Genomic DNA, 14,940 nt, shown 5'->3' with positions numbered 1-14,940 from the left:
ATCATGAAATGGAATGAACTGAAGGAACTAATCGAAATACTCGATCACTCTTCTTTAGATGTTTTAAAGGTAGAAAATCAGGATATCAAATTATACTTTCAAAAGCACGATGCTGCAAATGTGAAGATTGATTTTAAAGAACAGCTTTCACAAACCGCAGAATTCGGGACCAAGGAAACAGAAAAACCTGCTGCAAAAAAAGAGGATGGTTTTTACCAAATCAAATCTCCAATGATCGGCGCATTTTATTCCTGTTCCAATCCGGAGGCAGAACCTTTTGTCCAAGTGGGATCGGTGATTGAAAAAAATCAAACGGTTTGTGTGTTGGAGGCTATGAAATTATTTAATGAAGTGGTTTCAGATGTAGAGGGGGAAATCACCGAAATTTTAGTAGAAGATGGACAAATCATTGAATTTGGACAGCCGTTGTTTTTAGTGAAGGTTGGTGAGTGATTTGTTGAAAAAAGTCCTCATTGCCAATCGCGGGGAAATCGCGGTCCGGATTATTCGTGCTTGCAAAGAAATGGACATCCAAACCGTTGCTGTTTTTTCAGAAGCGGATCGTGAAGCACTCCATGTGAAGCTTGCAGATGAAGCGTATTGTATTGGCAGGGCCCCTTCAAAAGAAAGTTACCTAAATATGGAGCAAATTCTCGGTATCGCCACCTTAACAAAGGTGGATGGAATCCATCCCGGATACGGATTCCTTGCGGAAAATGCGGATTTCGCCGAGTTTTGCCGTAAGTGCGACATTGAATTTATCGGACCCTCTCCAGAATCGATTCGAAAAATGGGCATCAAAGATGTCGCGAGAGACACAATGAAAAAAGCAGGTGTCCCGATTGTACCTGGTTCAAATGGGACGATAAAAGATACCGCGGAAGGTTTAGAGATTGCTAGAAAAATAGGCTTTCCGGTTATTATAAAAGCAACTGCGGGCGGGGGCGGAAAAGGAATCCGTGTCGCATATAAAGAAGAGGAATTAATAAAAGGAATTGAAATGACCCAGCAGGAAGCGAAAACCGCATTTGGGAATCCGGAAGTGTATCTAGAGAAATTTATTGAAGATTTTCGTCATATTGAAATTCAGGTCCTCGCAGATACCTACGGAAATGTCATCCATTTAGGTGAACGGGATTGTACGATTCAGCGGCGCATGCAAAAACTGGTAGAAGAAACCCCGTCGCCGGCTCTTTTAGCGAAAACCCGGGAAATGATGGGAGAGGCGGCTGTTAAAGCAGCAAAAGCGGTTGATTATGTCGGGGCGGGAACGGTTGAATTTATTTATGATTATAAGGAAGATCGCTTCTATTTTATGGAAATGAATACCCGGATTCAGGTAGAACATCCGGTCACAGAGATGGTCACAGGTGTCGATTTGATTCAAGAACAGATTCGAATTGCATCAGGTGAACCGGTGAAGATGAAGCAAGAGGATGTAACCATGAACGGCTGGGCAATTGAATGCAGAATTAATGCTGAAAATCCCGCTAAAAACTTCATGCCTTCCCCAGGTAAAATTGAAGAATATCGCTTACCGGGCGGTTTTGGGGTCCGGGTTGATTCTGCTATCTATGCCGGCTATCAAATCCCGCCGTTTTATGATTCGATGGTCGCAAAATTAATTGTCCATGGCCGGACAAGAAACGAAGCGATTAAGAAAATGCTTCGTGCTTTAGATGAGTTTACGGTAAAAGGCGTGGCCACAACGATTCCATTCCATCAAGCGCTGCTAATAAATAAGGTTTTTACCAGCTGCGAATTTAATACGAATTTCCTTGAGACCCATACATTAGAGATCAAGGAAAGGTAAACTGGATACAAAACTACTAAAAAACATCCTCTATTCTCCTGAAACCCAGGTATATAGAGGATGTTTTTTACGTCTGACTATACCCTAACCGCTTGGAAATTTCTTCTGTCGCTGCTTTTAATTTTTCGGCAAAATTAGAGATGTTTTCGTTTTGATAATTAGCTTCAATCCCCGCAATACTCATGCCGGCAATGACTTCACCTTTATGGTCAAAAATAGGTGCCGCAATGGCTGCTGTGTGATCTTCTAATTCCGAATAACTAATCGTATACCCATTTTCTTGCGCTTGGCGAATGGCGCTAAACAGCTCATCCTTATCCGTAATTGTTCCCTTTGCAAAAGATTTCAACTCAGCTGAATCCAAATATGTGTGAATTTCTTGCTGGGGTAAAAAAGATAAAATTGCACGGGCACAAGCACCCGCATACAAGGGGCTTCTTCTGCCGATAGCGGTATATAATCGAACCTTTTGGTTTGTATCAATTTTTTCAATATAGATTGCCTCGTCTCCTTGCTTGACGATGAGGTTGATCGCTTCCCCTACATCATCATGCAGATCTTGCATAATCGGATAGGCAATTTTTCGGATATCCAGTCTGGATGAAACAAGATGACCGAACTTAAGAAAGAGCAACCCTAAGCGATATTTGTTATCCGGCCCCTTTTCTAAAAACTCCATTTCTTCTAAAGACATTAACATTCGATAAACGGTAGTTTTCGGAATCCCTGACAGATCAATCATTTCTTGAAAGGTTAATGCCGCATGGTCTTTAAATAAATTTAAAATATCCATCGAACGGACAACCGTTTTATTTTTATGATTCATAGTGTTACTCCCTCTAAAAATAAAGCTATTCCATTACTCTGCTTTTCCTACTATAATATCAAATTTTGAGGAGGGATTGTAGGTAGATTCGATAATATTCATTTGGTTGATAAAACAATAAAAATTTACAAAGAAAACGGTGAATTTGTAATAGAGATAATCAATGAATTCAACCATGCTACCAAGCGAGTTTTCGCCACAGAAGAGGGCTTGAAAGAAGGTTTAGATATTTACCATTCAGTTATCCATGAATACGAAATAGAAGCCTCAGAGAACGTATGGGCGTTGGTTATCAATCATTTGAACAAAGGGTAAAGTTAATCTGTCCGGAAAAACAAAAACGTTGGCTGGGCCATCATTTTACCGCAAATGCTAGCAGCACTTGGCTCCATTTTTGCTAAGGCCGGCGTTGGCGAGGTCGTCTCAAAAATGGTAAGTGATGTCCTTCCAACCAATATTCCATTTGTCGCAGTTGCTGCTTATTGTATTGGTATGGCCCTGTTTACAGTCATTATGGGCAATGCTTTTGCTGCTTTTGCCGTCATTACAGGCGGAATAGGTCTGCCGTTGATTGTGCACATGCATGGAGGAAATCCAGCCATCATGGCGGCAATTGGCATGTTTGCAGGTTATTGTGGAACGTTGATGACACCGATGGCAGCAAATTTCAATATTGTGCCGGCCATGCTGTTGGATCTTAAGGATAAAAACGCCGTCATCAAGGCACAGCTGCCGATTGCCATCCCACTCTTGCTGATCAACATCTTATTGATGTATTTCTTGGTCTATCATTTCTAATACCTAGTAGAAAGGGAAATTGTTATGAAAAAGATACTTGTTACCGGTTTTGAGCCGTTTGGAGGGGAGCCCGTCAATCCGGCGCTCGAAGCAGTGAAGCGGCTAAACGGAAAAGAAATTGCAGGATACGAAGTGGTCACAAGGGAAATACCAACCGTTTTCAAAAAGGCGATTTTTAGTCTGAAAGAGTCGATAGACGAAATGAATCCTGACATGGTCATCTGCGTTGGACAGGCAGGGGGGCGTTCCACGATCACCCCTGAACGGGTAGCCATCAATGTCGACGATGCCAGAATCACAGATAATGAGAATAATCAGCCAATCGATGAAGAAATTGTTCCAGGCGGGCCAGCCGCATACTTCTCCAAACTGCCGGTCAAGGCAATGGTGAAAATCATGAATGACAATGGAATCCCAGCTTCCGTTTCGAATACTGCGGGCACATTTGTCTGCAACCATATTTTCTATGGGCTGATGCATTATCTTGATACCAGCGGCAAGGAGATTCGAGGCGGTTTTATCCATATTCCTTTCCTTCCGGAACAGATTGTACGCAACCCCGGACAGCCAAGCATGAGCCTTGAATTCATTGTTAAGGGACTGGAACTATCCATTGAGGCTGCTATATTAAATGTTGGCGGATGTTGAATTTTTATTAAAAAAACCTCTTTCCGATGCTGAAAGAGGTTTTTTAGTCACAGGGAAGAGTGGACCAAATCAATAAACTTCCTAGTTCCCACCGAAATTTGTTCTTCGTTGGCAAATGAATAGCTTAACCTTAGCCACGAAGATGGTTCCTTTAAAGGATCACAAATTTGCCCGGGAACAAAGGATATCGAGTGCTCTAAGCTCTTGGCTAGTAAGTCATCTGTTGAAAGCTGGTTTGGCAGCCTTACCCATAAATTCAAGCCGCCATTTGGGCTGGTCCATTGCCAATCCGTCGCTGACAACTCCTCTTCCATGATTTCTTTCCGTATTTGTAAGGCAATTCGTAGTTTTTCAACATGCTGCTGCAGTCTTGACGACGAATAGTAATGCAGGAAAATCTTTTGATTGAGCAGCGGCGAACCGTTATCCACTAACGATTTTACAGAAAGCAGTGATCTCATTATAGAAGGTTGACTGTTCATCAAAAAGGCAACCCTTAACCCAGGTGAGATGTATTTGCAAAAACTTTTAATATAGATCACCATACCAGAGGTATCGTATGTGTACATGGGCGGCGGCGGCTCTTGGTCAAAATAGATGTCATAGTAGGCGTCGTCCTCGATTAAGAGACAGCGGTATTGCTCAGCTAACTGGACTAATTGCTTCCGTTGTTCTGTTGGTACCGTGTATCCGGTTGGATTATGGAAGGTTGGATTCAAATAGAACAGACGTGGTTTGTGTTTCTTCATGATGATTTCAATCTGTTCTAAATCGTACCCGTAGGGATGAATATCGACCGTGACAATATTGGCTCCTTGGGCTCTAAATACGTCTATGGCTGAACTGTAGCTCGGCCGTTCCAAAAGAATGGTGTCTCTTGCTTTCACAAACGCTTGAGCAATCAGATGAATGGCTTGCTGAGAACCAGCCGTAATCAATAGCTGATCAAGATTTGTCATTGTTTTATAGTGTTGATTGAAATAGTCGGAAAGCGATTGACGCAGCTCTTCGTCACCTTGAACGGTCGAGTAGGTGGACAGTACCTTTGGGTAGAGGTCAAACACCTTTTTTACATAATCAGAGATATAGCGATTCGGCAACAAATTGGGGTCAATTAATGCCTGTGAAAATTGATAGGAAACTGGTACTTTATGAATTTCTGATAAATGATTTTTTTGCACATAGGCAGAGACGATTGGGTTTCTGAGATTTTCCTTTTCACCGGATTGCACATAATAGCCGGATTTATCTTTTGAATAGATTCTATTTTCCTTTTTTAGAAGCTGGTAAGCTTTTAATACGGTTAAGCGGTGAACATCGAAGTCCACTGCTAGTTTTCTGATCGAGGGGAGCTTTTCATCTTCTCTCCATTCACCCAGTTCGATGCGGTTTACTACATAATCATAGATTTGATTAAAAAGGTAATCAGCTTTCCTCATTTTCTTCCCTCCATTCCGCATGATTTTTAGCATGTTTCTATTGTATCTGGGCTCGCTGCTTATAGCGAAAATTAAGATGCTTTTATCTATTAATCTTTTATTAAGGACTTAGTAAATTCCTACTTTAGTACTGTTCAAATGGGGGAATTATGAAGCCATTTAATTTTAAAAATGTGATAAACTTACAATATGTTTTTTGATTTTATCAACATCCAATGAGGTATAAATTGTGAATGAATCAAATTTTTTAATAGATAAAGAAATTGAAATCGAGCTGCAAAAAGCGATTGAACAGAACCAGTTTTTCCTTCACTATCAGCCGAAGCTGGATTTGAGAACAGGTGAACTAGTTGGAGTAGAGGCGTTAATTAGATGGAATCACCCTAGATGGGGAATGGTTTCACCAGAAAGTTTTATCGGGATTGCCGAAGAAACAGGTTTGATCATCCCGATTGGGGAATGGGTTTTACTAGCTGCTTGCAGGCAAACGGTAAATTGGCAGCATGAAGATTTTTTCACAGTGGTCTCTGTGAATCTATCACCAAAACAGTTTAGTAACTCAAATATAGTTAAGACGATTGAAGAAGTTCTCCAAAAAACAGGACTTGACCCGCACTATCTAGAGTTGGAATTAACCGAGAGTTTAAAGTCTGATATGGAGCATACCATTTCATCCTTACAACAACTGAAGCAGCTTGGAATTTCTATCAGTATTGATGATTTCGGGACAGGATATAGTTCCTTAAATTATTTAAAGGAATTCCCGATTGATACATTAAAAATTGACCAGTCTTTTGTAAAAGAACTTCATCACAATCCGAATGATGAGGCGATTGTGAAAACGATTATCTCCATTGCTCACAATTTAAACTTAAAGGTTGTGGCGGAAGGAATCGAAACTAAGGAACAGCTCATATTTCTCCAACAGCATTTGTGTGATCAGGGGCAAGGATATTTCTTTAGTAAACCTATGCCGGCGACTGAGTTAAAAGAAAAACTTTTTGAGGTTCAACAAGTTGTAAATCAATACGGAATCCCCGAGGGTACAAGGAATCGTATCTGGTATGAGGAGCTGCTAAATCAAGCGAAAAAAGAGTTAGAAGATACTGTTCGGATGCAACAAGGAATGATTTTTAAGTATAAAAAAATAGGCGGCAAATTTGTTCACACCCTCTGTGATGGGGAATTACTGTATAGAATGGGGTTGATCCCTGCACAAGTAGTGGGTAAAAGATTAGATGAATTTCTCCCCTTGGAAAATGCCTTGAATAAAACAGCCTACTACCAGAGGGCATGGGATGGGGAAGAACATGTTCATTATGAGGACGAGATAAATGGAATTCTTTATCTAGCTAGTTTACGCCCTATTAAAAAAGGCGGAGAGATCGTCGAGGTGATTGGTTCGTGTGTGGATATAACCGCGCGAAAACAGACAGAGATCTCTTTGCGAGAAAGTGAGTCCAGGTATCGCCTTATAACAGAGAATATGAGTGATATCCTTATGTTGCTGGATAGCCGTGGGAAGATTTTATATGCATCTCCTTCACTTGGCAGGGTACTTGGGACCCCAACAAAATCCTACGAGGGAGGGAGCTCATTCCGGTTAATTCACCCCGAAGACAGGGATGAAGTCATGAGACGGTATCAACAAATCCTAAATAAGAATCCTTCCTCTCGAATGGAAGCGCGTTTTTTGCATGCTAATGGAAACTGGGTCTTAATTGAGGGGATCTGTACACCTGTGTTCGGCAGTCATGGTGAAATAAACCATTTTATTATCGTCGGACGCGATATTACAGATAAAAAAAGAACAGAAGAGCAATTAGCACAATCAGAGAAATTAGCCATAGTAGGAGAACTAGCTGCTGGTGTTGCGCATGAAATTCGAAATCCGATGACATCCATAAAAGGATTTATCCAGCTCTTCCAGCAAGGGATCTATAAGCCGGAATATTTTAACGTTATTTTTGATGAATTTCAACGGATTGAGGATATTCTTCAAGAATTTTTAAACCTGGCTAAACCACAACCATTCAAAATGAAAAAGTCTGACTTAAGATCCATCCTTCAAGATGTTGTGACCTTGCTTCGTCCAGAGGCCAATCTGAAAAATGTTCAAATCTATCATGAAAATAACCATCCGCTCCCACCCATTATGTGTGATGTGAATCAAGTCAAACAGGTTTTCATTAACATCATTAGAAACAGTATGGAAGCTATGGTAAACGAGGGTAGTATTCAAATTGTTGGAAGTTTAGAAAATAAGTATGTCCTTATTAGTATTACCGATAATGGCATAGGAATAAGTGAAGACCGTCTGAAAAGACTGGGAGAGCCGTTCTTTAGCAATAAAGAAAAAGGGACCGGTCTTGGTTTAATGTTATGCTTTAGAATCATCAGACAGCTTAATGGGACCATTACCATAAAAAGCATAGAAAATAAAGGAACAACCGTTGAGGTTAGGTTTCCCAAGATGCACGGGGACGTTTCTCATGCTTCCGAAGCATGAGAAACGTCCCTTTGCTTACAATCTGGTCTGCTCTTCTTCATCTGTTCTATTCAGCATCCCCTATAATGGAGCAAAAGGGGGAATAGTCTTGGTTATTATTGGTTATTTATTTATGTGTTTGATTTTCAGTACGACTTTTCTGGCAATAAAGATTGGGATTGATGCAGGTGTGCCGCCATTTTTATCGGCAGGACTCCGTTTTTTTATAGCCGGTTTGGTTCTGTTTGCGTTGATGGTGATAAAAAGAAGGGCCGCTCTTGGTTTGTTTTTTCGTAAAGAGATGCTGCTCTCGGGGATTGGATTAACATTTGGTACGTTTGCGACTTTATATTGGGCAGAGCAGTTCGTCCCATCCGGAACGGCAGCCGTCTTATCGGCCACAGGGCCGATGATGATCCTGCTCATCCAAACCTTTATTTTAAAAATGAAGGCTGATTCCAGTTCCTTTATTGGATGTTTGGTGGGAATCGTAGGGGTTTTTCTTCTCCTTTTACCAAGCTTTACTTTTCATATGGATACGTTTGTGTTGGCGGGTTGTCTTTTCATTATCGTAGGTGAGGTCTTTTATGCATCGGGAACGATTTATTCAAAAAGAGTCATCAATCAGTTTGATCAGGTATCCCCAATTGCATTGAATGCGGTTCAAATGATGCATGGCGGAATCCTGTTGATGCTCTTGTCTTTCGTGACGGAAGATATTCATTGGGGTGCTATGGTAAGTCCGGCAGCGATTGGCTCTTATCTTTATTTAATTGTGTTTGGCTCGATGCTAGGGCATAGTCTCTATTACTGGCTTGTATCGAAAACAAATCCGGTTTTCCCTTCGACCTGGCTGTTTGTTTCACCGATTCTTGCGATGCTGCTAGGGGTGGTTTTTTATCATGAAGCACTTTCCTGGGTGTCCGGAATAGGTGCATTAACGATTATCCTTGGAACCATCATCATTTCGCTGCCAAATTTGAGATCATATCTCAAAAGTCCTATTAAACAAGGAAACCATTCAGCGTAAAAAAATAGTTAGTGAAATAAAAGGGCTGTTCTCTTGAAACTGGAATTCAAGTAACAGCCCTTTATTTTTACTCTTTAGGAACGCAAGCCCATACCGAAACACTTCCTCCGTTAACTGGGAAAGTCGCATATCCATCTTCTTCGATGACAATTTGCTCATCCCTTGAGTTGGTCAGGTCTACCCATGTTTCGCCAGCTTTTCTCTTGCCAACGTACATTCTTTTCTCTCCATCATCTCCATTGGAAATCACAACAGCACATCCGGAATGCTTAACATCTTTAACACCAAGCCGAACCCAGCCGATTGTATTTGGATGATTGAAGTAATCATGCTGTTCCCCGTAAGCTCTATGATAGCGGGCAAAAAGCAGAGAATCCAGAATTTCCTTTTTTCCTTCTTCAGGCTCTGGGCCTCTAATACCATAATAATCGCCATAGAAAATGCATGGATATCCCTCTTGCCGTAGAAGAATCAAGGCATAAGCGCTAGGCTTAAACCAGTCTTGGACCCATGATTCCAGGGATTCCTCTGGTTGGGTGTCATGATTATCAACAAAGGTAACCGCATGCTCGGGGTGAGAACTTACAAGGGTGTCTTCAAAGATGCGGGTTAAATCGAAATCTGCTCCTTCGATGGAGGCTTGGTGCAGTTTATAATGCAAGGCAACATCAAACAAATCGATATGATTGTCGACACGATCAAGGAATACCTGGCAGGCATGCAAATCATGTTTCCAGAATTCCCCTACCATATAGAAATCCTCGCCGCGGTGTTTACGCATCTCATTTACAAACTCGCGAATAAAATCATGGTTTATATGCTTGATGGCATCGAGACGGTATCCATCACAGTTAAGGGTATCAGCAAGCCATTCGCCCCATTTAATCATTTCTTTTTTGACTTCGGGATGGTTATAATCAATATTGGCAAACATTAAATAGTCATAATTGCCGAATTCGTGATCGACGTTTTTGCTCCAATCCTTGTGGTCTCCTAGAATTCGATAGATTCCTATTTTTCCTGTCTTTTCATCACAATCAGTTCCATTGAAATGCTCGAACCCCCATTGAAAAGAAGAATATTTTCCTGCACGTCCTGGAAAGGTGAACTTTGTCCAGCCTTCAATTTCAAAGGGTTCCGATATATCTTCCATCCGGTTCTCCTGGTTGACTTCAACCGCTTTAAACGTTTGAGTTTCGTCCGCCCCTGCTTTATGGTTCATCACGACATCTACATAAACTTTTATGCCGTAGTTATGGCACGCGGATATGGCTTCGATTAGTTCCTGTTTCGTTCCATACTTTGTCCGAGTGGATCCTTTTTGATTGAATTCACCCAGATCATATAAATCGTATGGAGCATAACCATTATTGTCCGGTGAGGACGCTTTTGTCACGGGAGGTATCCAAATGGAGGAGATGCCTTTTTCCTTTAGTTGCGGGGCCATTTCCTTCAGACGGGTCCAATGAGTGCCATCCGGTTCTAGATGCCACTCGAAAAATTGCATAATCGTTTTATTTCTTTCCATGCACTGCTTCCCCCTTGTTCATCAAATCATCGAGCATAGAGTGTTTACCCAGTTAGACACCAAGTTAATCCAGGGGGAGCAAAAGGAGCAAGAACCGTCCCCGCGCTTATCCGCGCTTATTTATGGTTTTAACACTACTTTTATACAATCTTCTGTTCTGGTATCAAATACTTCATAACCATGCTTTGCTTGATCTAAGGGGAGGACATGTGTTACTACATCACTAGGGTCGATTTTTCCGGATGAAAATAAATCATAAAGAAAAGGCATATAAGGAATAACGGGTGCTTGTCCTGCTTTTATGTCGATATTTCGCTGGAATAAATCTCCGAGTGGGAAACCATTATAGCGTCCGCCATAGACACCGGTGATTTGAATCGTGCCGCCTTTTCGAACTGCCTGACTGGCAATGACAATGGCACCCATTGCTCCACCTTGAAGCTTTAGACCGCTTGCCAGAAATTCCATCGGTGTCCACTTGCCATCCATCCCGACTGCATCAATGACGATGTCAGCTCCGCCTTTCGTGATTTCCTTTAAGTAGAGGCCTGTGTTTTCATGCTGTTCAAAATTGACAATTTCCACGTTGTTGGTCCGTTTGGCATGCTGCAAACGGTAGTCAATATAATCAACAGCAATGACCCGTTTAGCTCCTTTATACCAGGCGAATTTTTGTGCAAGCAAGCCAACGGGACCGCAGCCTAGAATGACGACTGTATCCCCATCTTTCACACCAGCATGATCAACAGACCAGTAAGCTGTCGAGGCCGCATCTGCAAGCAATACCAGTTTCTCATCTTCCATTTCACAATTTTCAGGGATTTTAAAAGGGGTGAAATTCCCGTACGGTACCCTCATATATTCTGCTTGCCCGCCAGCATAGCCTCCAGTTGATTCGGAGTATCCAAAAAAACCTCCCATATCACCATGTGGATTGGAATTATCACATTGGCTGGTTAGGTCATGCTGACAATACCAGCAAGTTCCGCAGCTCACATTAAAAGGGATAATGACCCGATCCCCTTTTTTTAGGTTTCGGACATCTGGTCCCACTTCCTCGACCACACCCATTGGTTCGTGACCAATCACAAAATCCGTAGGCGTATTGGGAATCATGCCATGAATTAAGTGGAGGTCGGACCCGCAGATCGCGGAGGATGTAACTTTTACGATAATATCATCTGAGTTTTTAATTGAGGGATCTTTTACCTCTCTCACTTCTACATTCTTAATCCCTTGGTAAGTAACAGCTTTCATCTAGTACCCCTCCTTTTATTCATTTGGTGTAGCAAACATTCCGCCCCTGTCCGTGTCATTAGGGAAGAGAGTCATTTGGGCGATTTGTACCGCCGTTTCTGCGCCTTTTAGGTCAATCGGATACTGATCTTTAAAATTATAAGGATGGAGCCATTTGTTTTTTATCATGAGATCGGAGATTTCGCCATGTAAATCAAGAGCGGCTTCGAGTTGCTTGGTTAGTATTCTTCTTAGTTCAGGGTTTGTCGTCTCTGTAATCGCAAAGCCATAATTGCGAATTCCGCTTTTAACTGATATTAAAAAATCCATGGCAAACGTGGAATCTGCTAAATTAGGCATGCCCTCTGCATTCCGTGGGTCTAAATAATCTTGCATCTTTTCACCTCCAGATTAATGAAGTATTTGGCTTTGTTTATAAAAGGGGAGTAGTTCATTTATATCCTGAATGGATTGCTTCACATCTTTTTCCATTAATTGTTTTAATTCATTATTGAAGCAAATTCCCTGCATTAATTTAGATCGAAGCAGACAGACGGTTTTAAAATTAATAATTTCATGCGTTTCTAATGTTTCGTGTAAGGCTAATTTTTCTTGGTCCATTTTTCGCACCTCCGTTTCTTAACATTTCTAACTAGAGATATTTTCTCCAAACAAATCAATTTAAACTAAAAAAATAATGAATATAGATCACAATTTATTGAAAATATAAGGGAACGAAAAGACTGAAATTAATGGAGTGAACTAAATGGTAAAATTTTTGGGGCTTCATGAAACTCTCGATTTACATGAATTGTTGACCTTTAAAAACCTTTGTCTGACCAAATCAGCCACAATGGGGGCACTCGTTCAGGATGAAGAATTAAAAACGATACTTGAAAATGATGTTACAACTGGCCAGCTTCATATTGAACAATTACAGCAATTTTTAACCAATCGGGAGGCGCAGTGATGAACTCATTTATTCAAAATTTGATGGGGATGGGCGGGATGACCGATCAGGTGATCGCCACCGACTTTTTAATCGCTGCCAAAGCAGGGGTAAGAAACTATACGGTTGCTCTTACTGAAGCGGCTACTCCAGAATTACGAACTGCTTTAAGAGCACAGTTAAGAGATGCCATTCAAACCCATGAGAATATTACCAATTATATGATTGCAAAGGGATACTATCATCCACATGAGTTGAGTGAGCAGCTCCAGGTTGATTTGACTGCTGCAAGTACAGCAACAAACCTGGCTGAAAAATCAAATAGCTAATAGGGAAAACCCAACTTCACTTTTTGAATGGAGGTTGGGTTTTTTATCTTAAAGCTGAGGAAGATATAAGGTTTAGTAAAAGTTCCATATAACAAGAGAACCACCCCGTTTAAAGGGTGGTTTTCTTGTTATTATTCTATTGCCACTTTTTTAGAGTTCGTCGGCCAAAAATAACCGATAATCGCACCGACTAAGGCTGGTAACATCCATCCAAGGCCAATACTGTAAAGTGGTAAATACTCAATGTAAGCCGACTTAATCGATTCGAATAAAGTATTAGTCGCTCCAGGTAAACTGCTGGCTAATGTGCTGTATCCATCGAAGAAACTAACACAAAAAGTAAGGAACATAGACGCAGCATAGACACTTTGCTTATGCTTGAATAATGAGGAGCTTAGCGCTAACAAAATCAGAACAATCGCTAAAGGATACAATAACATAAGGACCGGTACTGCAAATTGAATAATATTGTTTAAGCCAAAGTTGGCGATAATAAATGATACCAGGCATAGGATTAGTACGAACATTTTATAGCTTACTTTTGGAAAAACACTATTGAAAAATTCACTGCACGATGTAATTAGGCCAATGCTAGTTTTTAAACATGCTAGTACGATTATAATCGCAAGTAAAATCGCACCGAATGGTCCGAAATAATGCTGAGCAACCTTAGCAAAGATCAACCCGCCATTATCGAATGTACCGATAGCCGATACGCTGGATGCCCCCATATACGTAATGAGGCCGTAAATCAGCATCATTAGCGCCATAGCGAAGATACCTGATTTCCAAGTTGCTTTCGCAATCGTCTTCGTGTCGGTGATGCCTTGTCCCTTAATAGCATTGATGACAACAATCCCGAAAGCTAGTGATGCGAGGGCATCCATCGTATTATATCCTTCTTTAAAGCCCGTAATAAATGCCAATCCACGATAGTCGCCTGTCGGCTTATCGAAGTGTCCCATCGGCTTGACGATCGCAATAATAATTAGGAAGAATAAAAAAACTAAAAATGCCGGTGTTAGATATTTTCCGATATAGTCGATAATTTTTGCAGGATTTAATGAGAAATAATATACGATGGCAAAAAATAGGAAGCTAAAGAGCCCGAGATATAAACTGGTGTGTTCTGGATTTATAAACGGTTCGAAACCAACCACAAATGGTACGGTTGCTGTACGCGGAATCGCAAAAAATGGTCCAATGGTTAGGTATAGAGCCATTGCGAACACGACGCCAAATACTGGATGGACACGGCCTGCTAAGTCACGCAGGCCGTTACTTCCGGATAAACCAAATGCCAAAATGCCCATAAACGGGAGGCCTATCGCTGTAACTAGGAAGCCGATTAGAGCTGGCCAAAAGTTTGTTCCGGCAAGTTGTCCCATTTGGATAGGGAAAATTAAGTTACCTGCACCAAAGAACATTCCGAACAGCATGGTACCGATGACTGCATAGGTTGAAAAGGATATTTTTTGTTGCATTATATGTGCTCCTTCTTGTTGAATTTGATTTATTTTAACACCTTTTTTTGTAGTAAGCTATAGGAGTTGCTGATATAAATCTTTCCTAATATATTATTTTGAAAAAATTATTGACAGAATAATAATTCAAATTTTATAATACAGAACATACTTGAAATTTGGAACTAATTCTTTAAAATTTACATAATTGAGCAATGAAGGGAATATTAGTAGTGCTTATCTCACTGTTTTCAGAGAGCTGATGGAAGGTGCAAATCAGTACAAGATAAGGATGAACTTCGATCCCTGAGCATCTTTTTCGAAATAAAGTGGACCTTTATGAGGGAAAGACGGTCGATGGACCGTTAACAAAGTCGAGAGGCAGACTTTGTC

At 41.0% G+C, this 14,940-nt stretch carries 14 protein-coding genes, 1 pseudogene and 1 other annotated feature (1 of these 16 only partly in view); of the genes and pseudogenes, 8 read left to right on the top strand and 7 right to left on the bottom strand.

Annotated elements, in window-relative coordinates:
* Positions 1–3: 3 nt before the first annotated feature.
* Both accB and accC read left to right on the top strand, forming a co-directional pair.
* Positions 4–453: an acetyl-CoA carboxylase biotin carboxyl carrier protein gene (accB, locus tag M3226_RS17175; RefSeq protein ID WP_251567305.1), complete on the top strand. Its 450-nt coding sequence runs from the start codon at positions 4–6 to the stop codon at positions 451–453.
* 1 nt (position 454) lies between these two features.
* Complete coding sequence (gene accC / locus M3226_RS17170; protein ID WP_251567301.1) at positions 455–1,813, top strand: acetyl-CoA carboxylase biotin carboxylase subunit; 1,359 nt, start codon at positions 455–457, stop codon at positions 1,811–1,813.
* 67 nt (positions 1,814–1,880) lie between these two features.
* Here the strand turns inward: accC and M3226_RS17165 are convergent, their stop codons facing one another.
* A complete protein-coding gene (locus tag M3226_RS17165) occupies positions 1,881–2,639 on the bottom strand; it encodes an IclR family transcriptional regulator (protein ID WP_251567300.1) in 759 nt (252 codons plus the stop codon).
* A gap of 342 nt (positions 2,640–2,981) precedes the next feature.
* Between M3226_RS17165 and M3226_RS17160 the strand changes: the two are divergent.
* Together M3226_RS17160 and pcp are read left to right on the top strand one after the other, a co-directional pair.
* A pseudogene (locus tag M3226_RS17160) lies at positions 2,982–3,437 on the top strand (5-oxoproline transporter, DUF979 family subunit); the annotation flags it as partial.
* A 24-nt stretch (positions 3,438–3,461) separates the two neighbouring features.
* Positions 3,462–4,085, top strand: coding sequence for a pyroglutamyl-peptidase I (gene pcp, locus M3226_RS17155; protein WP_251567297.1), 624 nt, complete (start codon positions 3,462–3,464; stop codon positions 4,083–4,085).
* A gap of 47 nt (positions 4,086–4,132) precedes the next feature.
* Here pcp and M3226_RS17150 read toward each other — a convergent pair whose 3' ends face one another.
* Positions 4,133–5,524 (bottom strand): aminotransferase-like domain-containing protein, encoded by a 1,392-nt coding sequence (locus M3226_RS17150; protein WP_251567294.1) that lies wholly within the window; start codon positions 5,522–5,524, stop codon positions 4,133–4,135.
* A 229-nt stretch (positions 5,525–5,753) separates the two neighbouring features.
* Here M3226_RS17150 and M3226_RS17145 point away from each other — a divergent pair, with 229 nt between their 5' ends.
* Together M3226_RS17145 and M3226_RS17140 are read left to right on the top strand one after the other, a co-directional pair.
* Positions 5,754–8,033, top strand: coding sequence for an EAL domain-containing protein (locus tag M3226_RS17145; RefSeq protein WP_251567291.1), 2,280 nt, complete (start codon positions 5,754–5,756; stop codon positions 8,031–8,033).
* Positions 8,034–8,121: 88 nt separating this feature from the next.
* The gene (locus tag M3226_RS17140; protein WP_251567393.1) at positions 8,122–9,042 is read left to right on the top strand and encodes a DMT family transporter; all 921 of its coding nucleotides are present in this window, start codon (positions 8,122–8,124) and stop codon (positions 9,040–9,042) included.
* Between the two features lie 67 nt (positions 9,043–9,109).
* On the opposite strand, the gene M3226_RS17135 is transcribed toward M3226_RS17140, so the two are convergent.
* The 4 genes from M3226_RS17135 to M3226_RS17120 all read right to left on the bottom strand — a co-directional run bounded on the left by M3226_RS17135 (position 9,110) and on the right by M3226_RS17120 (position 12,427).
* Positions 9,110–10,570: an alpha-amylase gene (locus M3226_RS17135; protein WP_251567288.1), complete on the bottom strand. Its 1,461-nt coding sequence runs from the start codon at positions 10,568–10,570 to the stop codon at positions 9,110–9,112.
* 120 nt (positions 10,571–10,690) lie between these two features.
* Positions 10,691–11,827, bottom strand: coding sequence for a zinc-dependent alcohol dehydrogenase (locus tag M3226_RS17130; protein ID WP_251567285.1), 1,137 nt, complete (start codon positions 11,825–11,827; stop codon positions 10,691–10,693).
* Between the two features lie 15 nt (positions 11,828–11,842).
* Positions 11,843–12,202, bottom strand: coding sequence for a spore coat protein (locus M3226_RS17125; protein WP_251567282.1), 360 nt, complete (start codon positions 12,200–12,202; stop codon positions 11,843–11,845).
* A gap of 15 nt (positions 12,203–12,217) precedes the next feature.
* Positions 12,218–12,427, bottom strand: a complete 210-nt coding sequence (locus tag M3226_RS17120; RefSeq protein ID WP_205180216.1) for a spore coat protein — start codon at positions 12,425–12,427, stop codon at positions 12,218–12,220.
* Between the two features lie 145 nt (positions 12,428–12,572).
* On the opposite strand from M3226_RS17120, the gene M3226_RS17115 reads away from it, so the two are divergent.
* Both M3226_RS17115 and M3226_RS17110 read left to right on the top strand, forming a co-directional pair.
* The gene (locus M3226_RS17115) at positions 12,573–12,776 is read left to right on the top strand and encodes a hypothetical protein (protein WP_251567279.1); all 204 of its coding nucleotides are present in this window, start codon (positions 12,573–12,575) and stop codon (positions 12,774–12,776) included.
* Positions 12,776–13,084, top strand: a complete 309-nt coding sequence (locus tag M3226_RS17110) for a spore coat protein (protein ID WP_251567276.1) — start codon at positions 12,776–12,778, stop codon at positions 13,082–13,084. The genes M3226_RS17115 and M3226_RS17110 overlap by 1 nt, the downstream gene beginning before the upstream one ends.
* 131 nt (positions 13,085–13,215) lie before the next feature.
* Here the strand turns inward: M3226_RS17110 and brnQ are convergent, their stop codons facing one another.
* Positions 13,216–14,568 carry a branched-chain amino acid transport system II carrier protein gene (gene brnQ / locus M3226_RS17105; protein WP_251567273.1) on the bottom strand — a complete coding sequence of 451 codons (1,353 nt, stop codon included), beginning with the start codon at positions 14,566–14,568 and terminating at the stop codon, positions 13,216–13,218.
* A 185-nt stretch (positions 14,569–14,753) separates the two neighbouring features.
* Positions 14,754–14,940 (top strand) — a binding site (T-box leader) (it continues 40 nt past the right edge of the window).

Source organism: Neobacillus cucumis, assembly GCF_023715505.1.
This window is presented reverse-complemented; position numbering and strand designations above follow the sequence as displayed.